Genomic DNA, 19,512 nt, shown 5'->3' on the forward strand with positions numbered 1-19,512 from the left:
GATCTGCCCGCGGGGGGCCGGTCCCGGAGTGCGGGGTGTCCGCCGCATGGATGCGGCTGCCAAGCCTACATGGACGTACTTGCGGCGTCCCCGCACTCCGACACCGCCCCACCACCCGACGGAATACCCGCTGTTGCTCTGGCCTCTGAAGGTGCAGGGCGCAGCCCTGCCGACCCACCCTAATCTTCGACCGGGAAGTCCTCGATCGGCTTCAGTACATCGTAGTGCTCGCGATGCAGCTTGCCCTTCAGCTTCGGCAGCTCCGGCAACGGTGCATCCACCCGGGTGTCCGGCAACCGGTCCAGCAGGTTGCGCACCAGCGTCAGCCGACCCAACCGCTGGTCGTTGAAATCCACCAGCGTCCACGGTGCTGCCTCGCGATGCGTCGCGCGCAGCATCGCCTCGCGGGCCTCGGTGTAGGCGCTGTACTTGCTGCGGGATTTCAGGTCCACCGGGGAGAGCTTCCAGCCCTTCAGCGGATCGAGGTGGCGCTCGGCGAAGCGTTTTTCCTGCTGTTCCTGATCCACGCACAGCCAGTACTTGAACAGCAGGATGCCGTCGTCCACCAGCAGTTGCTCGAATACCGGCGCCTGATGCAGGAACTGCTGGTACTCGGTTTCGCTGCAGTAACCCATCACCCGCTCCACGCCGGCACGGTTGTACCAGCTGCGGTCCATCAGCACGATCTCGCCGGCGGCCGGAAGGTGCGAGGCGTAGCGCTGGAAATACCACTGCGTGGCTTCGCGGTCGGTCGGCTTGGGCAGTGCCACCACCCGGCATTGACGAGGGTTGAGGTGCTGGCTGATGGCCTGGATCGCGCCGCCTTTGCCTGCGGTATCTCGGCCTTCGAACAGCACCAGCAGGCGTTGCCCGCTGTGCTGCACCCAGCGCGCCATCGCGGTCAGTTCCAGCTGCAGCGGCAGCAGCAGTTCGTCGTAGTCCTTGCGCTTGAGCTTGGCCATCATCACACCACGCGGGGAGGGAGCCCGAGCGTAGCGCAGGGATCGCTCAGGCGATGTCGAGGCCCTGCCAGCCATGCTCGCCGGCCAGTCGCTGCAGCAGCGCCGACAGGTCGCGGGCGAAGCTGGCCATGTCGAACAATCCACTGCGCTCGCGTGCCTGCGCCAGCTCGGCGTGCAACGCTGCCAGTGCTGCCGGGTCGTTGCCCAGCGCGCTGGCGGTGGCGATGAATGCCGCATCGTCGGCGACATTCATCCGTGCCAGCCCCAGATGGTGATTGAGGCTGCCGGCCACGCGCGCGGCGAAGGTGTCGCCGGGGCAGGTCAGCACCGGGCAGCCGGCCCATAGTGCGTCGGACGCGGTGGTGTGCGCGTTGTACGGATGCGTGTCGAGGAACAGGTCGGCCAGCGGATAGCGAGCCAGGTACTGCGGATGTGGCAGCTTGGCCATGAACACCAGGCGTGCCGGATCCAGGCCAGCGGCCTGTGCGGCGCTGCGCAGGCGCGCGTCGGCCTGGCCGGGACCGGACAGCAGCCACAGTACGCTGCCGGGCACCGCCTGCAGCACCGCGAACGCGCGGCCCATGCTGCGTGGATTGAGCTTGTAGCTGTTGTTGAAGCAGCAGAACACCACGCCCTGTTCGGGCAGGCCGCACTCGGCCCGGGACGGTGCCGGTTCCAGCAAGCGGGTGTTGTCCGAGGGCTGGAACGCACGCGGCAGGCGCAGTACGCGCTCGCTGTAGTGGGGTTCCAGTGACGGCGGCAGAACGAAGCTGTCGCCGATCACCGCATCCATCCACGGCGCACCGGACGTGCCGGGATAGGCCAGCCAGTTCAACTGCAGCGGGGCAGGGCGCATCGCCAGCACTTCCGGCGTACCGCCGCCGCCCCAGCCGCGCAGGTCGAACAGCAGGTCGATGCCCTGTGCGCGGATGCGTGCAGCAGTGTCTGCATGGCGCAGTGCGGCCACATCATGCAGCTGCGTGGCCACCTGCAGGCGCTGGCGGATGCGGCTGCCGTCATCGTGGTTCAACGCGAACAGGTGCAGCTGCAACGCCGGGTCACGACGCAACTGCTCGAACAGGGCCACGGTCAACAATCCGGTGGGATGCGCGCCGAAACCATTGGAAAGGAAGCCGACCCGCAGCGGGCCCTGGGAACGCACCTTCACTGGCGGCAACGGCCGCACTGAAGTGGCAACGGCGGATGCACGGGCACGCGCGCAGGCCAACTGCTCGGCTGCGCTGGCATCTTCGCTGAGGAACGCGAACGGTTCGACCACGCCCTGCCCAGAGGCAAGTGCACCACGTACCTGTGCCGCCAGCGCGTCCACGTCCTGCCAGTCGCACAGGCGACGCTGCCAGGCCAGGCGCTGGGCGGCGATATAGGGTTCGCCCGGCATCAGTGCATGCGCACGGCGATAGGCTGCCGCCGCGCCTTCGGCATCATCGGCATCTTCCAGCGCATGGCCCAGCCACAGGGCAATGCCCGGGTGCTGCGGGGCCAACGCCGAGGCCTGGCCGAGCAGTTTCGCCGCATCGGCATGCGCGCCGGCCATCCAGGCCACGCGGCCCAGCCGCGCCAGCGCTTCAGGGTGGTTCGGGCGCAGCTGCAGTGCACGGCGCGCGGCCTGCTCGCCGGCGGCGATGTCGCCGGCTTCCAGTTCCAGGTCCGCCAGCATCACCCAGGCGACGAAGTCGCCCGGCTGGCGTGCAATCGCCTGTTGCAGGTGCTGCCGCTGCTGCCAGGCCGACATGCGACTCAGCCCGCCGACAACTGGGCCAGGGCGTCGACCTGGTGCTCGTGGCTGAGCCGCTGCAGCAGCGGGTCGAGGTCGCCGGCCAGCACGTTGGGCAGGTCGTACAGGGTCAGGCCTTCCACGCGGTGGTCGGTGATCCGGCCCTGCGGGAAGTTGTAGGTGCGGATGCGCTGGCTGCGGTCACCGCTGCCCACCTGCAGGCGCCGCGACTCGGCCTGCGCCGCGTCCTGGCGCTGGCGCTCGGCATCGAGCAGCTGTGCCTTCAGGCGCTTCATCGCCTTGTCGCGGTTGGCGTGCTGGCTGCGCTCGGTCTGGCATTCCACCACCACGCCGGTCGGCACGTGGGTGATGCGGATGGCCGATTCGGTCTTGTTGACGTGCTGGCCGCCGGCACCGGACGAACGAAACGTATCCACCTTCAGGTCGGCCGGGTTGATGACGATGTCATCGACCTCATCGGCCTCGGGAATGATCGCCACGGTGGCCGCCGAGGTATGGATGCGGCCCTGCGATTCGGTGGCCGGCACGCGCTGCACGCGGTGCGTGCCCGATTCGAACTTCAGGCGCGAGAACGCGCCACGCCCGACCACGCGCGCCACCACTTCCTTGTAGCCGCCATGCTCGCCCGGGCTGTCCGATTCGATCTCGACCTTCCAGCCCTGGCGCTCGGCGTAGCGGGCGTACATGCGGAACAGGTCGCCGGCAAAGATCGCGGCCTCGTCGCCGCCGGTACCGGCGCGCACTTCCAGGAACAGGTTGCCTTCGTCACGCGGGTCGCGCGGCACCAGCAGCAGCGCCAGCTCCTGCTCCAGTTCCTGCAGGCGCGCCTGTGCAGCAGCGATTTCCTCATCGGCCAGCTCGCGCAGGTCCGGGTCGGCGCGCATGCCTTCGGCGGCGGCCAGATCGGCCTTGGCACGGGCTTCATCGGCCAGGGCGATGGCGATCGGTTCAAGTTGGGCGAATTCGCGCGAAAGGTCGCGGAAACGAGTGTTGTCGGCGACCACATCGGGTTCGGCGAGCAGGCGTTCCAGTTCTTCGCGGCGCTCGGCCAGCGCTTCCAGCTTACGGCGCAGGGTCGGCGTCATCGGGTCTCACGGGTGGGTGGCGGTAACCCGGCGTGGCCGGGAACAGGCGCTCGGCGGCGCGGGTCAGGTCGGCATCGCCACTCAGCGCGGCCGCACGCAGGGCGGCGGTCGGCGGATGCAGCAGGCGGTTGGTCAGGCCGTGGGCAAGCAGCTCCAGCACTTCGTCGGCCGGCTTGCCGTTGGCCAGTTGCTGGCGTGCGCGCTCCAGCAGCTCGGCACGGGTGGCTTCGCCGAACGCGCGCAGCTGCCGCAGCGGCGCCTGGTGGGCGCTGGCCTGCTGGGTCTCGACGAAGCGCGACACCTGCAGGTCGATGATCGCCTCGGCTTCGGCGGCGGCCTCGCGGCGGCCACGGCGGTTGTCTTCCACCGCGCGTTCGAGGTCGTCTACGGTGTAGAGGAAGGCGTCGTTGAGCGTGCCGACCTCGGCCTCGATGTCGCGCGGTACGGCCAGGTCGAACAGCAGCATCGGCTTGTGCCGGCGCGCGCGCAGGGCCTTGGCCACCATTTCGCGATGGATCACCGGTTCGCGCGCAGCGGTGGCCGAGAACACCACGTCGGCCTCACCCAGGTGGCGGTCCAGTTCGGTCAGCGGCAGCGCCACGCCACCATGTCGGCTGGCCAGTTCCTGCGCGTGGGCGAGGGTGCGGTTGGCGATCAGCAGCCGGCGTACCTTGCCTTCGCTCAGGTGCCGTGCAGCCAGTTCGATGGTCTCGCCGGCACCGACCAGCAGTACGGTGGAATCGTCCAGCCGCGCGAACGCGTTCTGCGCCAGGCGCACCGCAGCCGACGCCACCGATACCGGGTTGGCGCCGACCTGGGTATCGGTGCGCGCACGCTTGGCCACCGAGAAGGTCTGCTGGAACAGGCGGTCCAGGCGTTGGCCGAGCAGGCCATGGTCGCGCGCGGTCGACCAGGCATCCTTCACCTGGCCGAGGATCTGCGGTTCACCCAGCACCATCGAGTCCAGCCCGGTGGCGACCCGGAACAGGTGACGCACGGCCTCGGCGTCGGCGTGCTGGTACAGGTAGCCCTGCAGGTCGCCGGCCTGGGTGTGCAGCCACTGGTCCAGCGCCTGTGCCGAATCGGCCACGGCGTACAGCTCGGTGCGGTTGCAGGTGGACAGCAGCACCGCCTCGGCGATCTGCGGGGTATCGCGCAGCGAGCCCAGCGCACGCGGCAACGCCTCACCGGCGAAGGCCGCGCGCTCGCGCAGCTCCACCGGTGCGGTCTGGTGATTCAGTCCGAGCACCCACAGGGTCATTGTTCAGTTGCTTGCGATAAGCTGCTGGCCATTGGACGACATTTTAAGGCCCCGATGCCGACGATGCCCGCATTGATTCGCATCCCCAGTGTTCTGCTGCTGTCCCTGGCCTGTGTCCAGGCCCTGGCAGCGGTGCCGGCCAAGGCCCCCGTGCGGGCCGCGGCCACTGAGGAACTGGCGCTGGAACCGGTGATGGCCGGTGAGTTCGCCCTGCAGGCCGGCAAGCTGGCCGAGGCCGCGCGCTGGTACCTGCAGGCGGCCCAGCAGACCGACGGCGACGCCGGCCTGGCCGAGCGCGCGACCCGCATTTCCATGCTCGCCAACGATGATGCGAGCGCCGCCAAAGGCCTGGCACTGTGGCAGCAGCGCGCCCCGCGCTCGTTGACCATGCGCAGTGCGGCCGGTGCGCTGGCCATGCGCCAGGGCGATGTGAAGGCTGCCCGCACCGAACTGCAGGGCCTGCTGGCCGACCCCGACGAGCGCGGCTGGAAGTTCGCCCTGGCCGCACTGATCGGTGGCGGCCGTGATCCAGCGGTGCCCGCGCAGGTGCTGGGTGAGCTGGTCGACGCCAATGCCATTCCGCCGAAGATCGAAGCCTGGCAGGAGTTTGGCCGCCTTGCCCTGCGCATGGAAAAGCCCGAGCTGGCCCGGCGCATGATCGATGAAGTGGTCAAGCGCTTCCCGGAAGAGCCACGTGTGGCGCTGCTGCGTGCCAGCCAGCTGCAACAGGCGGGCGAGACCGGCAAGGCGTTGTCGCTGCTGCACGATGTGGAGCCGAAGACCCGCCAGGACCCGGAACTGCGCAATGCGGTGGCCATTGCCTATGACAGTCTCGGCCAGCCGTCCGCCGCCGAGCGCGTGCTGGCGTTCGGCCCGCAGGACGTGCAGACCTGGGGCATGCGCGCCTCGCTGCTGGCCAAGCAGGGCGACAAGGCCGCGCTTTCCAATCTCTACAACGAACTGTCGCGGCAGGCCGCCAAGCCGGACCCGGCGCAGCGCCTGCTGCTGGGCAAGATCGCCGAGTACCTCAAGCGTTACCCCGAGGCGGTGCAGTGGTACCACAGCGTGCCCGGTGGCGATGAACTGAGCGAAGCGCGCCTGCGCGCGGCCAATGCCCAGGCCCTGGCCGGGCGCCTGCCGCTGGCGCTGGAGGAAGTGCACGCGATCCAGTCTGATGCGGTGGTCGATGACGATGTACGCCGCGACGCCTACCTGCTGGAGGCCGAGCTGCGCCAGCGCGGCGACGACAGTGCCGGCGAACTGGATGCATTGGCCCGCGGCCTGGCCGCCTACCCGGACGACAACGGCCTGCTGTACGCCCGCGCGCTCACCTGGGAGCGCCGCGACGACATCCCGCGCGCCGAGGCCGACCTGCGCAAGATCCTGGTGACCGACCCGGAGAACGTGCCGGCGCTGAACGCGCTGGGCTACACCCTGGCCGATCGCACCGGCCGCCTGCAGGAGGCGCTGGAGCTGATCGACCGCGCCCGCGTGGCCGAGCCGGACAACGCCGCCATCGTCGACAGCTATGGCTGGGTGCTGTATCGCCTGGGCCGCAAGGACGAAGCACTGGTGCAGCTGCGCCGGGCCTGGACCCTGGCCAAGGACCCGGAGATCGCCGCCCACGTCGGTGAAGTGCTGTGGGTGCTGGGCAAGCATGACGAGGCCCGCCACTTCTTCGACGAAGCGGCCAAGCTCGACCCTGAAAACCGCGCGCTGCTGCGCGCCCGCGAGAAATTCAATCCATGAGTGTTTCCCTGATCCGGCCGCTGTTGTTGGCGGCCGTGGCCCTGGCGGTCACCGCCTGTACCAGCGTGGGTACGCAGAAGACCGCGCCACCGGCGGTTGTCGAGACGGTCTCGGCCGAAGCGGCGCAGGCCGAGGCGGCGCGCGTAGCGGCCCTGCGCGCACAGCCGGACTGGGCCTTCCAGGGCCGGGTGGCGGTCAGCAAGGGCAAGGACGGCGGCAGCGGTCGCATCGACTGGAAGCAGGACGGGCGCCGTTATGTGGTCGAACTGAGCGCGCCGGTGACCCGGCAGAGCTGGAAGCTGACCGGCGATACCCATTCCGAGGCCGGTCGCCTGGAAGGGCTGGCCGGCGGGCCGCGTGACGGCGAGGACGCCCAGCAGCTGCTGCTGGAAGCGACTGGCTGGGACATTCCGGTCAACCAGCTGCCGGAGTGGATCCGTGGCCTGGTGGCCGGCGATGCTGCCGGCCCCGAGACGGTCGAGCGCGACGGTGAAGGCCGGCCGCGTCGCATGCAGCAGATGGGCTGGCAGGTGCAGTACCTGGACTGGTACCCCGCCGAAGCCGGCCGGCCGGCGCTGCCGCGCCGGATCGAGGCCAGCACTGGCGACGCCAAGGTGCGCCTGCTGGTGGACCAGTGGGGGCAGGGCAGTCCATGAGCGGGGCAGTCGACGACGCGGGCTGGTCCTGGTGGCCGGCCCCGGCCAAGCTGAACCTGTTCCTGCACATCACCGGCCGCCGGGCCGACGGCTATCACGAGCTGCAGACCGTGTTCCGCCTGTTGGACTGGGGGGACCGCATCGGCCTGCGCCTGCGTGAAGACGGTCAGGTGCGCCGGCAGGGCGAGGGCCTGGCCGGCGTAGCCGAGGCAGACGATCTGGCGGTACGGGCGGCCCGCCTGCTGAAGGAAGTGGCGAATGTCACGCAAGGTGCGGACATCATCGTTGAAAAGCATGTTCCCGCCGGTGGTGGCTTCGGTGGCGGTTCGTCCGATGCGGCCACCGTGCTGGTGGTGCTGAACCGGCTGTGGCAGGCCGGCCTGGATGAGGATGCCCTGGCGGCGCTGGGCCTGCGCCTGGGCGCCGACGTGCCGGTGTTCGTGCGTGGCCGCAATGCCTGGGCCGAAGGGGTGGGCGAGCAGCTGCAGCCGATCGTGCTGGAACCGGCCTGGTATGTGGTGGTTGAACCGGGTGTTCATGTTCCCACGCCGGCCCTGTTTGCAGACCCGGATTTGACGCGCGACAGCCCAGTGGCGAAAATAGAGGACTTCGCTTCCGGGACCCTGGTCGGGAACGCGTTCGAACCGGTGCTGCGCCGCCGTGAGCCTGCCGTCGAGGCGGCGCTTGCTGCGTTGAGCGACATCGGCGCGGCGCGGCTGACCGGTTCGGGAAGTGGTTGTTTCGTCGAATTCGCGTCGCAGTCTGCTGCAGAGCAGGGACGGTCGAAATTGCCGAAGGAGTTGCGGGCAAGGGTGGCAGCGGGCGTTGCGCGTTCGCCACTGCTGGATGCACTCGAGCAACACTGATTCATCAATGCAGGGGCGTCGCCAAGAGGCCCAAGGCACCAGGTTTTGATCCTGGCATTCGTAGGTTCGAATCCTACCGCCCCTGCCAATAGCGGCTGTGTCCGCGCCTTCCCAGCGCATCGCCCGCGCGGGACGTGGAAACAACCGCGGTGTTGTCAGCAGCAAGGGTCCATCAGGGTCCTTGCCGACTCCGGATCCCCGCCACTCGTCCCCGCCCGAGACAATCATGATGCAAGAGTCCCCGAACCTGCTGGTCTTTTCCGGCAACGCCAACAAACGTCTGGCGCAGAACATCTGCAAGGAACTGGGGGTTCGCCCGGGCAAGGCGCTGGTCTCGCACTTCTCCGATGGTGAAGTGCAGGTGGAAATCGAAGAGAACGTCCGCAAGCAGGACGTGTTCGTGATCCAGCCGACCTGCGCGCCGAGCGCGGAAAACCTGATGGAACTGCTGGTGCTGATCGACGCGCTCAAGCGCGCATCGGTGGCCAGCGTGACCGCCGTGGTGCCGTACTTCGGTTACTCGCGGCAGGATCGCCGCATGCGTTCCTCGCGCGTGCCGATCACCGCCAAGCTGGCGGCGAAGATGTTCAGCACCGCTGGCGCTGATCGCGTGCTGACCGTCGACCTGCACGCCGACCAGATCCAGGGCTTCTTCGATATTCCGGTGGACAACGTGTATGCGTCCCCGCTGCTGCTGGCCGACATCTGGCGTGCCTACGGCACCGAGAACCTGATTGTTGTCTCGCCGGACGTGGGCGGCGTGGTCCGCGCCCGTGCGGTGGCCAAGCGCCTGGATGACGCCGACCTGGCGATCATCGACAAGCGCCGCCCGCGCGCCAACGTCTCCACCGTGATGAACATCATCGGTGACGTCGAAGGCAAGACCTGCGTGATGGTCGATGACATCGTCGACACCGCCGGCACCCTGTGCGCCGCTGCTGCTGCCCTGAAGGCGCGCGGTGCGCTCAAGGTCGCCGCCTACTGCACCCACGCGGTGCTGTCGGGCCCGGCGGTGGACAACATCACCAATTCCCAGCTCGACGAGCTGGTGGTGACCGACACCATCCCGCTGAAGGACGCGGCGCGGGTGTGCAGCAAGATCCGCCAGCTGAGCGTGGCGGAAATGCTGGCCGAAACGATGCGCCGCATCGCCTTCGGCGAGTCGGTCAGCTCGCTGTACGTCGACTGAGTTCTTCGCCCCTGCCGGCAACGGCGGGGGCATACCCGGATGCTTCTGGTCGCGGAAGCATCTTCAACCGCCACGCCGCAGGGCGCGGCAACAACCTGAGTAGTCGAAAATGTCGAAGACCCATGAAATCAAGGTCACCAAGCGTGAACTGCAGCGTAAGGGTGCGAGCCGCCGCCTGCGTCACGCCGGTGTGATCCCGGCCATCGTGTACGGCGGCAACGCCGAGCCGGTCGCCATCAGCCTGGACCACAACGAAATCTGGCTGGCCCAGCAGAACGAGTGGTTCTATGCCTCGATCCTGGACCTGAACCTGGATGGCCAGGTGCAGAAGGTCCTGCTGCGTGACATGCAGCGCCACCCGTACAAGCAGCTGATCATGCACCTGGACTTCCAGCGCGTGAACGAGAACGAAGCCCTGACCGCTTCGGTCCCGCTGCACTTTGTCAACGAAGACACCTCGCCGGCCGGCAAGGCTGCCGACGTCGTGGTCACCCACGAACTGAAGGAAGTGACCATCACCTGCCTGCCGAAGGACCTGCCGGAGTCGATCGAAGTCGACCTGGGCGAACTGAAGGCCGGTGACGTGGTGTACCTGTCCGACATCAAGCTGCCGAAGGGCGTGGAAATCCCGGCCCTGGCGCTGGGCAAGGACCACGACGACGCCATCGTCACCGCCAAGGCCGGCAAGGCCGACGCGGCTGACGAAGAAGCGGCTGCCGCCGAGTAATACCGCTACGGTGCCTGCCTCCGGGCAGGCACCGTATTGGAAGGAACCATGGCAGGACTGCGACTGATCGTCGGTCTGGGCAACCCCGGATCGGAACACGCCCGGACCCGGCACAATGCCGGGTTTCATTTCGTTGAGGCCCTGGCGGAAAAAGCCGGTGCACGATGGAATGTGGACAGCAAGCTGTTCGGTGAGACCGCCAAGGTCGAGATCGCCGGGCAGACGGTGTGGCTGCTCAAGCCCGCCACCTTCATGAACCTCAGCGGCAAGTCGGTCACCGCCGCACAGCGGTTCTGGAAGATCGAGCCGGAAGAAACCCTGCTGGCCCACGACGAACTGGACCTGGCGCCCGGCGTGGCGCGGCTGAAGTTCGACGGTGGCCACGGTGGCCAGAACGGCCTGCGCGACACCATCCGCCTGCTCGGCCACGGAAAGTTCCATCGCCTGCGCGTGGGCATCGGCCACCCCGGCCACAAGGACCGCGTGGTGGGTTGGGTGCTGGGACGCCCTTCCAAGGACGATGAAGTACTGATTTCTCGCGCCATCGACGATGCCATCGATGTGATGCCGCTGGCAGTGCAGGGCGATTTCAGCGAAGCGATGAAGCGGCTGCACACCCCGAAATAAGCGGTAGGTACCGACCGCTGGTCGGCAACGGGCATCAACCGGCCCGGTAGTTGCCAACCTTGGTTGGCAGATGTTGAACGCCGAGATGGATTGGCCAAGCAGCGCGCGCGCTGTTTCACCAATCACTTTCACCCCAGAGAGCTGTCACCCATGGGTATCAAATGCGGCATCGTCGGCCTGCCCAACGTCGGCAAGTCGACCCTGTTCAATGCGCTGACCAAGGCGGGTATCGCCGCGGCGAACTTCCCGTTCTGCACCATCGAACCGAACGTCGGCATCGTGCCGGTGCCGGATCCGCGCCTGAACGAGCTGGCAGCGATCATCAACCCGCAGAAGGTCATCCCGACCGCAGTCGAATTCGTCGACATCGCCGGCCTGGTGGCCGGTGCCGCCAGCGGTGAAGGCCTGGGCAACAAGTTCCTGGCGCACATCCGCGAAGTCGATGCGATCACCCACGTGGTGCGCTGCTTCGAGAACGCCGACGTCATCCACGTCAACAACAAGGTCGACCCGATCTCGGACATCGAAACCATCGATACCGAGCTGGCGCTGGCCGACCTGGACAGCGTCGAGAAGGCGCTGAACCGTGCCGAGCGTGCGGCCAAGGGTGGTGACAAGGACGCCGCGGCGCGCAAGCCGGTGCTGGCCAAGCTGCAGGCGGCGCTGTCCGACGGCAAGTCCGGCCGTTCGGTTGGCCTGGATGAGGAAGAGAAGGCGCTGGTGCGCGATCTGTTCCTGCTGACCCTGAAGCCGGTGATGTACATCGCCAACGTGCTGGAAGACGGTTTCGACAACAACCCGCACCTGGAAGCCGTGCGTGCGCATGCTGCCGCCGAAGGCGCGCAGGTGGTGCCGGTGTCGGCCGCGATCGAAGAGGAGCTGTCCCAGCTCGATGACGAAGACCGCGATACCTTCCTGGCCGATCTGGGCCTGAGCGAGCCGGGCCTGAACCGCGTGATCAACGCGGCCTACAGCCTGCTCGGCCTGCAGACCTACTTCACCGCTGGCGTGAAGGAAGTCCGCGCGTGGACCGTGCGCAAGGGCGCCACCGCCCCGCAGGCCGCGGCGGTCATCCACACCGACTTCGAGAAGGGCTTCATCCGCGCTGAAACCATCGCGTATGACGACTTCATCAAGTACAAGGGCGAAGCCGGCGCCAAGGAAGCCGGTCGCCTGCGCCTGGAAGGCAAGGAATACCGTGTGCAGGAAGGCGACGTGCTGCACTTCCGCTTCAACGTTTGATCCAGCAGCAACGGATCGACACCGGACGCCCCGCCTTGTGCGGGGCGTTCGCGTTTCCGGTGATGGACAAAAAAGCACCAGGCTGCGAAACGCTTGCGGTGCGACGTTTGCCGGCACTTGTCCACAGCAAACTCCCATCGCTTTCCACGCCGGATGTGGAAAACCATGGGGGCGGATCCCTTTCCACGGGAAAGGGCTCCGACCCCGATCAGTGCAGTCGGACAGTGGACAGAATTTCACCACGCTTCGAAACGCCTGCGCTGCAATGCTCGCGCCCACTTGTCCACACCAAGTTCCCATCGCTCTCCACGTCCGGTGTGGAAAACAATCGAAGGGCATGGGCAAAAAATCACCACGTCCGGAAACGCCCGCACTGCAAGCCTCGCGGCCACTTGTCCACACCAAGTTCCCATCGCTTTCCACGCGCGGTGTGGAAAACCCGCGTGGCCCGCTCTGGTAGTCGCCCACCTTGGTGGGCGCGTGGCAGATCAGTGCCCACCAAGGTGGGCATCTACCAGAGCCAGGTTCCCAAACAACAAGGCCCGCCAATGGCGGGCCCTGTCGTCCACGTTCTGCAATGCGGCGTGCCTTACAGCGCGCTGCCACCGAACTTGTGGGTGTACTGCAGGTTGATGGTGCGGCCGACGCTGTCGAACCAGGACACGTCGTAGTACGGATACGCGGTGTACGTGGCGTCCTTCGGCGGCATCTTGTTGAACACGTTGACCACCGACAGCGACAGGCGCGAGTGGTCGTCGAAGCGGTACTGCAGCGACGCGTTGTAGCGGTAGGTTGCCTTGATGTACGGGCTGTCACCGCTGTCCCAGTCGAAGGTCTGGCCGTAGCTGTCATAGGTTGGCAGCTTGCCAAGTCGTGAACCGTAGACTGTCGCCGACCACGCAGCCTTCTCCCAGGTCACGCTCAGGCTGGTTTTGGTGCGTGGAATATCGAAACCGCTGTTGACCGCGAACTGATCTTCGACGGGGTCGCCGGGGTAGCGCTGGAAGTCGTGCTTCTTCACCCAGGTGTGGGTGCCGTTGAGGATGAAGTCGCCGATACCGGTCTGCAGGCGGTAACGCAAGCCGATGTCGATGCCGGAGGTGGATTCGCGGGCGACGTTGATCGGGGCGACACGCACGCCGTACAGGCGGCCATCACTGGTGCGGGTGATGCGGTCGAGCGCGTCCACGCAGGTCGGCGAGTTGATGTCGGCACTGCCGAGGCGGCAGTTCGCTTCGCTGGCCAGGATCGTGCGCACGTCCATGTCCTGCACCTGCTTGCGCATGTCGATGTCGAACCAGTCCACCGACAGATCCAGGCCGATTGCCGGCGACCAGACGAAGCCGGCACTCCACGAGGTGCTGGTTTCCGGGTCGAGCTGGCGATTGCCGGTGCGGCTGCGGATGATGCTGACGTCTTCGTCGCATTCGGTACCATTGGCGCGACAGTCGTACAGATCCACTACGTCAGTCTCGTCGTTGCCCGGGCCGGCGAACACGTAGTGCAGGTCCGGTGCGCGGAACGCGGTGCCATACGAACCGCGGACCAGAAGCGTGTCGATCGGGCGCCATTCCAGGCCGCCGCTCCAGGTTGCCTTGCCGATGGTGTGGCCGGAATAACGGTACTGGTCGTAGCGGCCTGCCACGCTCAGGTTGACCGTCTCGTGCAGGGGCATGCGCAGTTCGGCCGCTGTGGCCCAGCGGTTGCGCGAACCGTTGCCGTCCGAATCCTTCCAGCTGTAGTAGTAGTACTGGGTCGCGAGCGGATCGGGATTGAGCGAGTACGCCTGCTGGCCCACTTCCACGGTCGCGGCGAAGCCGGCATCACCGCCCGGCAGGCCGAACAGCGCGGAATTGGTCAGCGTGAACGCAGCCGTCTCGGTGCGCGACTTCGGGGTGTAGGTGGTGCGCGCCGCGATCGAATCGTACTCGGCGCGGGTCAGCGGCCGGTACAGGCGCGACGGGTCGGCGTTGAAAATCGGGAATACGTTGCCTTCGTCATCGGTGTAATCGCCCAACTGCGGGCCCAGGAACAGGTCATTGGCCTTAGCGGCGATGATCTTCGCCCAGCTGATCCGCGACTGGTACTGCGAATGGCTCAGCGCGGCCTCGTAGTCCCAGTTGCCGGTCAGATTGCCCTTGAAGCCAGTGGTCACGCTGAAGGTCTTCTGCGTGCTGCGCACCATGCCGTTGCGCAGGCCGCCCATTTCCTCCGGCGAAAACTGGCGGTTCCAGGATTCGATCTGTTGATCGGCCTCCGTGCTGGCAATGTTTCTGAAATAGCCCGCTTCATTGCCGTCTGAGCTCATGTAGCCCCAGGACGTCACATCGCGCATCAGCGACATCGTGTGATAACCCAGCTGCACGTCGGCGAACCACTGCTGGCCGTTGTCGAAGTCGTAGCTCAGCGAGGCGTAGCCATTGGCGCCGCGGCGCTTGCTGAGGATGGTGCCGTAGCCGATTGACGTATCGCTGCCACAGTACCAGCCGGAGCGCGGCCGGTAGGCATGGTAAGTACTGCCCTGGTTCTGCCCGGCCAGCGCTTCGCAGGTCGCTGCGCCTGGGTCCAGGTAGGCGTCGTTGTAGTCCGTGCGCAGATAGGCGCGACGAGCGGCACGCGTACGTTCAGTCGGTGCGTCCTGGGTCGAATCCTGGATATCGCGCTCGTACGCCCACAGCGGGGTCTGCGACTGCAGTTCAACGCTGTACACGGCGTTGAAGTTGCCACGGCTGAAGCCACTGGCCAGGCTCATGTCGAACGACTCGCCACCGCCTTCGCTGGTGGTGCCCATGCGCATGTCGACGGTGGTGCCGTCGGCCTTCTTCTTCAGGATGAAGTTGACCACGCCGGCGATCGCGTCCGAACCGTAGATGGCCGAGGCACTGCCGGTCAGCACTTCGATGCGCTCGATCATGCCCAGCGGGATGTTGGAGACGTCGGTGAAGTTGCTGCGGCCCTTGAACGGCATCGGGAAGTCGGCGATGCGGCGGCCATTGACCAGCACCAGCGTGTGGTTCGGGCCCAGCCCGCGCAGGTCCACCTGCTGGGCGCCCGGCGAGAAGTCGGCGCCGCTGGACGACTGCTGGCTCTGCGTCTCACCGCCGTTCTGGGTCATCGAGCGCAGCACGTCGGGCACGCTGGTGAAGCCGCTGGAGCGGATCTGCTCGGCGCTGATCACCGTGATCGGGGCGGGGCCTTCCACCTGGGCGCGCGGAATGCGCGAACCGGTGACCTGCACCGCATCCAGTTGTTGAACCGAAGAGGAGGCCGGTGCCTGGGCTGCCGCGGAAGCAGCCACGCCCATCAACGCCAGCTGGATCGACCACGCCATCGCCTTTCTACGCATGAGGAATTCTCGGAAATGAAGCCGGCCCGCAGAGGAGGGGCCCTGTCCCCCATTCAGATTTCCGGAATGGGCGCGCGCATTTAACGCCTTTTTTATGCCCTTGACTACTGGGTCCCTATCTGGCAAAGAGTGAAAACGCTTGCAAGTCGATTTTGTTCAGGGAGATCAAGATGCGACGCCTCCATTGCACCCTGCGTGCCCCCTTCGCCTGGCTGGCGCTGCTGGTGTTGGCCGTGCCGTTGGCCGCCCCTGCGCAGGACCTGCAGGGCCCGGGCTTCGCCTACTACGAAGCCGGGGATCTCGACGCACCCCGGCCCGGCCCGCGCGCGCCGGCCATGATGCTGATGGGCGGTGGCGAATGGGTGCCGGAGGCCTTTCACTGGTGGCTGAAGCAGGCCGGCAACGGCCGCGTGCTGATCCTGCGCGCTTCCGGTAGCGATGAGCTGCAGGACCGGCTCTATCGCGAGATCGGTGGGACCACCGCGGTGCAGACGCTGGTCTTCGACAGCCGCCGCGGCGCCGACGATCCGGCCGTGCTGCGCGTGGTGGCTGCGGCCGATGCCATCTTCATTGCCGGTGGTGACCAGTCGCGCTACATCCGCTTCTGGAAGGGCACCGCGCTCAACCGCGCGCTCAATGCCCATGTGCGCGCCGGCAAGCCGATTGCCGGTACCAGCGCCGGGCTGGCCATCCTCGGTGGCTATGCCTACGGCGCGATGGACGGCGGCAGCATCACCTCCGCCGGTGCGCTGGCCGACCCGATGGGCAGTGCGGTGACCATGGACAGTGGCTTCCTGCAGATGCCCTACCTGCAGCGCGTGGTCACCGATACCCACTTCGACAAGCGCGATCGGCTCGGCCGCCTGATCGTGTTCGTGGCGCGCGCCGCGCAGGACAGTGGCGACCCCGACATCGTCGGCATCGGCGTCGACGAGGACACCGCCCTGTGCGTGGAGCCCGATGGCCAGGCACAGGTCTACAGCGCTGACGGCGAGGGCAAGGTCTGGGTGGTCAGCCCCGGCCGCGATGCCGACCGCCTGGTCGAGGGCGAGCCGCTGCGCTTCCACGCGGTGCCTGTAACGGTGGTCGCCAGCGGCAGCCGCATGCGCCTGGATGACTTCCAGGCCGAGGCCGATTACCAGGCGATGGCCGACGTCAGCGACGGCGAGATTGAGTTCACGCTTCGGTAGTGCCGGTCGCTGGCCGGCAACTCGCCTTCCCTGATGCGCCCCTTGCCGGCCAGCGGCCGGCACAACCCTGCAATCCATTCCCTCGTTCTGCTGGAGACGTACCCGATGAAACTGCGCCTGGCGCTGTCCGCACTGTTGTCCCTGCCCATGCTTGCCCAGGCCGCACCGGCGGCTTCACCGCTGCTGGTCATCCACGGCGGCGCCGGCGTCGAGCGCAAGGACCTGTCGCCGGCCGAGGAAAAGGCCGCACGTGACGCGCTGCGGACGGCCCTGTTGAAGGGGCATGCGGAGCTGGCGGCGGGTCGCCCCGCGTTGGCTGCAGTCACCGCTGCGATCACTGTCCTGGAGGACGATCCCACCTTCAACGCCGGCAAGGGCGCGGTGTTCACCCACGACGGCCATAACGAGCTGGATGCGGCTGTCATGGATGGCGCGAGCCAGGCGGCGGGCGCGGTGGCCGGCGTGCAACGGGTGCGCAACCCGATCCTGCTGGCGCAAACCGTGATGCAGAAATCCAGGCACGTGATGATGGTCGGGCAGGGCGCCGAAGCCTTCGCGGTCGAGCAGGGGATGTCTCTGGTCGATCCCTCCTACTTCCGTACGGAGAAGCGTTGGCAGCAGCTGCAGCGTGCACTGAAGGAAGAGGCCAGTGGCCAGGCGCATGCCGACCTGGAGACTGCAAAGCACTTCGGGACCGTCGGTGCGGTCGCATTGGATGCACAGGGGCACCTGGCCGCCGGTACCTCCACTGGCGGCATGACCAACAAGCGCTATGGGCGCGTGGGTGATTCGCCGATCATCGGCGCCGGTACCTGGGCTGACGCGCGATGTGCGGTGTCCGGCACCGGCTGGGGCGAGTACTACATCCGTACTGCCGCCGCGCACGAGATCTGCGCGCGCATGCGTTACCAGGGGCAGAGCCCGGAGCAGGCCGGCAAGGGCGTGATCAACGAGACGATCCCACAGATGGGCGGCGACGGTGGTGCGATCGTGCTCGGCGCAGACGGAAAAATGGCCACGCCGTTCAACACCCAGGGCATGTATCGGGGCTGGATCGGCGGCGACGGCGTCCCTCATGTCGCAATTTTCGCCAGCGAGACCCTGCCGGTCCCCGGGCAATAACCTTGCGTATCAATAGGTTTGCGACAGCGTGTGAAAAAAGTGGAAAAAAGCGTTGACAGCCCCCCGTCCCATCAGCAGAATAAGCGGCTCACCACCACACACCGCAACGCTTCGGCGGCAACGGAATGGGGTGGTAAGGAGGGATACCCAAGCGGCCAACGGGGGCAGACTGTAAATCTGCTGGCTTACGCCTTCGGTGGTTCGAATCCACCTCCCTCCACCAGTTTCACGTTGTGACATTCCCGGCGCGGGAGTAGTTCAATGGTAGAACCTCAGCCTTCCAAGCTGATGGTGCGGGTTCGATTCCCGTCTCCCGCTCCATTGAATGAACTTTGAATATTATCGAGTTCATGTCATAATGCAAAACTCGGCTCACGTAGCTCAGTCGGTAGAGCACTTCCTTGGTAAGGAAGAGGTCGAAGGTTCGATTCCTTTCGTGAGCACCATCTTAAGCATCACCTCTCAGACGAATTCGAGATAAGCAGCCATGGCCAAGGGTAAGTTCGAGCGCACCAAGCCGCACGTCAATGTCGGCACCATCGGTCACGTCGACCACGGCAAGACCACGCTGACCGCCGCACTGACCAAGATCGGTGCCGAGCGCTTCGGTGGCGAGTTCAAGGACTACTCCTCGATCGACGCCGCGCCGGAAGAAAAGGCGCGTGGTATCACGATCTCGACCGCGCACGTCGAATACGAATCCCCGGTCCGTCACTACGCCCACGTCGATTGCCCGGGCCACGCTGACTACGTCAAGAACATGATCACCGGTGCTGCCCAGATGGACGGCGCGATCCTGGTGTGCTCGGCCGCTGACGGCCCGATGCCGCAGACCCGTGAGCACATCCTGCTGTCGCGTCAGGTCGGCGTGCCGTACATCGTTGTGTTCCTGAACAAGGCCGACATGGTTGACGACGCCGAGCTGCTCGAGCTGGTCGAAATGGAAGTGCGCGAGCTGCTGAGCAAGTACGACTTCCCGGGCGACGACACCCCGATCATCGCCGGTTCGGCCCGTCTGGCGCTGGAAGGCGACCAGAGCGACATCGGCGTTCCGGCCATCCTGAAGCTGGTCGATGCCCTGGACAGCTGGATTCCGGAGCCGGAGCGCGCGATCGACAAGCCGTTCCTGATGCCGGTGGAAGACGTGTTCTCGATCTCGGGCCGCGGCACCGTGGTGACCGGTCGTATCGAGCGCGGCGTGATCAAGGTTGGCGACGAAATCGAAATCGTCGGCATCCGTCCGGTGCAGAAGACCACCGTGACCGGCGTTGAAATGTTCCGCAAGCTGCTGGACCAGGGTCAGGCAGGCGACAACGCTGGCCTGCTGCTGCGCGGCACCAAGCGTGACGACGTCGAGCGTGGCCAGGTTCTGGCCAAGCCGGGTTCGATCAAGCCGCACACCAAGTTCGAAGGCGAAGTCTACGTCCTGTCGAAGGACGAGGGCGGCCGTCACACCCCGTTCTTCAACGGCTACCGTCCGCAGTTCTACTTCCGCACCACCGACATCACCGGTGCAGCTGCTCTGCCGGAAGGCGTCGAAATGGTGATGCCGGGTGACAACGTCAAGATGGTCGTCACCCTGATCAACCCGGTGGCAATGGACGAAGGCCTGCGCTTCGCCATCCGCGAAGGCGGCCGTACCGTCGGCGCCGGCGTGGTCTCGAAGATCATCGAGTAAGCCTGCAGTACCGGTGGTTGCATAGCGCCGCCGGTTACGCGAATGGCGGGCCGGGA

15 protein-coding genes and 4 tRNA genes are annotated in these 19,512 nt (G+C 66.5%); 14 read left to right on the forward strand and 5 right to left on the reverse strand.

All coding sequences use genetic code 11. The annotated features are described in order from the left end of the window. Nucleotides 1-179: 179 nt before the first annotated feature. Genes ppk2 through hemA form a run of 4 tightly spaced genes read right to left on the reverse strand, consistent with a single transcriptional unit; the run spans nucleotide 180 to nucleotide 5,064 of the window. Complete coding sequence (gene ppk2, locus V3B25_RS21785; RefSeq protein WP_024957330.1) at nucleotides 180-962, reverse strand: polyphosphate kinase 2; 783 nt, start codon at nucleotides 960-962, stop codon at nucleotides 180-182. A gap of 46 nt (nucleotides 963-1,008) precedes the next feature. Beyond that, nucleotides 1,009-2,715, reverse strand: a complete 1,707-nt coding sequence (locus tag V3B25_RS21790) for a tetratricopeptide repeat protein (RefSeq protein WP_329811535.1) — start codon at nucleotides 2,713-2,715, stop codon at nucleotides 1,009-1,011. 5 nt (nucleotides 2,716-2,720) lie between these two features. Beyond that, nucleotides 2,721-3,803: a peptide chain release factor 1 gene (gene prfA, locus V3B25_RS21795; RefSeq protein WP_010481754.1), complete on the reverse strand. Its 1,083-nt coding sequence runs from the start codon at nucleotides 3,801-3,803 to the stop codon at nucleotides 2,721-2,723. After that, nucleotides 3,781-5,064, reverse strand: a complete 1,284-nt coding sequence (gene hemA, locus V3B25_RS21800; protein ID WP_010481752.1) for a glutamyl-tRNA reductase — start codon at nucleotides 5,062-5,064, stop codon at nucleotides 3,781-3,783. The genes prfA and hemA overlap by 23 nt, the downstream gene beginning before the upstream one ends. A 63-nt stretch (nucleotides 5,065-5,127) precedes the next feature. Here hemA and V3B25_RS21805 point away from each other — a divergent pair, with 63 nt between their 5' ends. The 8 genes from V3B25_RS21805 (at nucleotide 5,128) to ychF (ending at nucleotide 12,120) form a co-directional block, all read left to right on the forward strand. Further along, nucleotides 5,128-6,813 carry a tetratricopeptide repeat protein gene (locus V3B25_RS21805; protein WP_329811536.1) on the forward strand — a complete coding sequence of 562 codons (1,686 nt, stop codon included), beginning with the start codon at nucleotides 5,128-5,130 and terminating at the stop codon, nucleotides 6,811-6,813. Continuing rightward, a complete protein-coding gene (lolB, locus tag V3B25_RS21810; protein ID WP_100471377.1) occupies nucleotides 6,810-7,469 on the forward strand; it encodes a lipoprotein insertase outer membrane protein LolB in 660 nt (219 codons plus the stop codon). The genes V3B25_RS21805 and lolB overlap by 4 nt, the downstream gene beginning before the upstream one ends. Continuing rightward, on the forward strand, nucleotides 7,466-8,335 hold the full coding sequence (gene ispE / locus V3B25_RS21815; RefSeq protein WP_100471378.1) for a 4-(cytidine 5'-diphospho)-2-C-methyl-D-erythritol kinase: 870 nt from the start codon (nucleotides 7,466-7,468) through the stop codon (nucleotides 8,333-8,335). The genes lolB and ispE overlap by 4 nt, the downstream gene beginning before the upstream one ends. 11 nt (nucleotides 8,336-8,346) lie before the next feature. Beyond that, nucleotides 8,347-8,423 (forward strand) — tRNA-Gln (locus V3B25_RS21820). A gap of 141 nt (nucleotides 8,424-8,564) precedes the next feature. Next, complete coding sequence (locus V3B25_RS21825) at nucleotides 8,565-9,524, forward strand: ribose-phosphate diphosphokinase (protein ID WP_005415400.1); 960 nt, start codon at nucleotides 8,565-8,567, stop codon at nucleotides 9,522-9,524. A gap of 109 nt (nucleotides 9,525-9,633) precedes the next feature. Next, nucleotides 9,634-10,251 carry a 50S ribosomal protein L25/general stress protein Ctc gene (locus V3B25_RS21830; RefSeq protein ID WP_005415401.1) on the forward strand — a complete coding sequence of 206 codons (618 nt, stop codon included), beginning with the start codon at nucleotides 9,634-9,636 and terminating at the stop codon, nucleotides 10,249-10,251. Nucleotides 10,252-10,299: 48 nt separating this feature from the next. Further along, nucleotides 10,300-10,878, forward strand: a complete 579-nt coding sequence (gene pth / locus V3B25_RS21835; protein WP_032130433.1) for an aminoacyl-tRNA hydrolase — start codon at nucleotides 10,300-10,302, stop codon at nucleotides 10,876-10,878. Nucleotides 10,879-11,028: 150 nt separating this feature from the next. Continuing rightward, nucleotides 11,029-12,120, forward strand: a complete 1,092-nt coding sequence (ychF, locus tag V3B25_RS21840; protein WP_049422893.1) for a redox-regulated ATPase YchF — start codon at nucleotides 11,029-11,031, stop codon at nucleotides 12,118-12,120. Nucleotides 12,121-12,709: 589 nt separating this feature from the next. On the opposite strand, the gene V3B25_RS21845 is transcribed toward ychF, so the two are convergent. Next, complete coding sequence (locus tag V3B25_RS21845; protein WP_329811537.1) at nucleotides 12,710-15,466, reverse strand: TonB-dependent receptor; 2,757 nt, start codon at nucleotides 15,464-15,466, stop codon at nucleotides 12,710-12,712. A gap of 170 nt (nucleotides 15,467-15,636) precedes the next feature. Here V3B25_RS21845 and V3B25_RS21850 point away from each other — a divergent pair, with 170 nt between their 5' ends. From V3B25_RS21850 to tuf, 6 genes are all read left to right on the forward strand, one after another. Then, nucleotides 15,637-16,656, forward strand: a complete 1,020-nt coding sequence (locus V3B25_RS21850; protein WP_032130439.1) for a cyanophycinase — start codon at nucleotides 15,637-15,639, stop codon at nucleotides 16,654-16,656. A 105-nt stretch (nucleotides 16,657-16,761) separates the two neighbouring features. Beyond that, a complete protein-coding gene (locus tag V3B25_RS21855; protein WP_329811538.1) occupies nucleotides 16,762-17,778 on the forward strand; it encodes an isoaspartyl peptidase/L-asparaginase in 1,017 nt (338 codons plus the stop codon). A 137-nt stretch (nucleotides 17,779-17,915) separates the two neighbouring features. Next, a tRNA-Tyr gene (locus V3B25_RS21860) sits at nucleotides 17,916-18,001 on the forward strand. 24 nt (nucleotides 18,002-18,025) lie between these two features. Further along, nucleotides 18,026-18,099: transfer RNA gene (locus tag V3B25_RS21865), tRNA-Gly, on the forward strand. A gap of 49 nt (nucleotides 18,100-18,148) precedes the next feature. Continuing rightward, nucleotides 18,149-18,224, forward strand: a tRNA-Thr gene (locus V3B25_RS21870). A gap of 41 nt (nucleotides 18,225-18,265) precedes the next feature. Then, entirely contained in the window at nucleotides 18,266-19,456 is a 1,191-nt protein-coding gene (tuf, locus tag V3B25_RS21875) for an elongation factor Tu (RefSeq protein ID WP_004154360.1), read from the forward strand. The last annotated feature ends 56 nt before the right edge of the window (nucleotides 19,457-19,512 follow it).

Origin of the sequence: Stenotrophomonas sp. SMYL8, assembly GCF_036320065.1 — a bacterium.
Lineage (GTDB): Bacteria > Pseudomonadota > Gammaproteobacteria > Xanthomonadales > Xanthomonadaceae > Stenotrophomonas > Stenotrophomonas maltophilia_A.

Excerpts from the sequence above, each read along its gene's own strand:
- pth (WP_032130433.1), top strand. The coding sequence starts at position 10,300 with ATGGCAGGACTGCGACTGATCGTCGGTCTGGGCAACCCCGGATCGGAA.
- V3B25_RS21845 (WP_329811537.1), bottom strand. The coding sequence starts at position 15,466 with ATGCGTAGAAAGGCGATGGCGTGGTCGATCCAGCTGGCGTTGATGGGC.
- ppk2 (WP_024957330.1), bottom strand. The coding sequence starts at position 962 with ATGGCCAAGCTCAAGCGCAAGGACTACGACGAACTGCTGCTGCCGCTG.
- V3B25_RS21805 (WP_329811536.1), top strand. The coding sequence starts at position 5,128 with ATGCCCGCATTGATTCGCATCCCCAGTGTTCTGCTGCTGTCCCTGGCC.
- V3B25_RS21850 (WP_032130439.1), top strand. The coding sequence starts at position 15,637 with ATGCGACGCCTCCATTGCACCCTGCGTGCCCCCTTCGCCTGGCTGGCG.
- ychF (WP_049422893.1), top strand. The coding sequence starts at position 11,029 with ATGGGTATCAAATGCGGCATCGTCGGCCTGCCCAACGTCGGCAAGTCG.
- tuf (WP_004154360.1), top strand. The coding sequence starts at position 18,266 with ATGGCCAAGGGTAAGTTCGAGCGCACCAAGCCGCACGTCAATGTCGGC.
- hemA (WP_010481752.1), bottom strand. The coding sequence starts at position 5,064 with ATGACCCTGTGGGTGCTCGGACTGAATCACCAGACCGCACCGGTGGAG.
- V3B25_RS21855 (WP_329811538.1), top strand. The coding sequence starts at position 16,762 with ATGAAACTGCGCCTGGCGCTGTCCGCACTGTTGTCCCTGCCCATGCTT.
- V3B25_RS21830 (WP_005415401.1), top strand. The coding sequence starts at position 9,634 with ATGTCGAAGACCCATGAAATCAAGGTCACCAAGCGTGAACTGCAGCGT.
- V3B25_RS21825 (WP_005415400.1), top strand. The coding sequence starts at position 8,565 with ATGCAAGAGTCCCCGAACCTGCTGGTCTTTTCCGGCAACGCCAACAAA.
- V3B25_RS21790 (WP_329811535.1), bottom strand. The coding sequence starts at position 2,715 with ATGTCGGCCTGGCAGCAGCGGCAGCACCTGCAACAGGCGATTGCACGC.
- lolB (WP_100471377.1), top strand. The coding sequence starts at position 6,810 with ATGAGTGTTTCCCTGATCCGGCCGCTGTTGTTGGCGGCCGTGGCCCTG.
- prfA (WP_010481754.1), bottom strand. The coding sequence starts at position 3,803 with ATGACGCCGACCCTGCGCCGTAAGCTGGAAGCGCTGGCCGAGCGCCGC.
- ispE (WP_100471378.1), top strand. The coding sequence starts at position 7,466 with ATGAGCGGGGCAGTCGACGACGCGGGCTGGTCCTGGTGGCCGGCCCCG.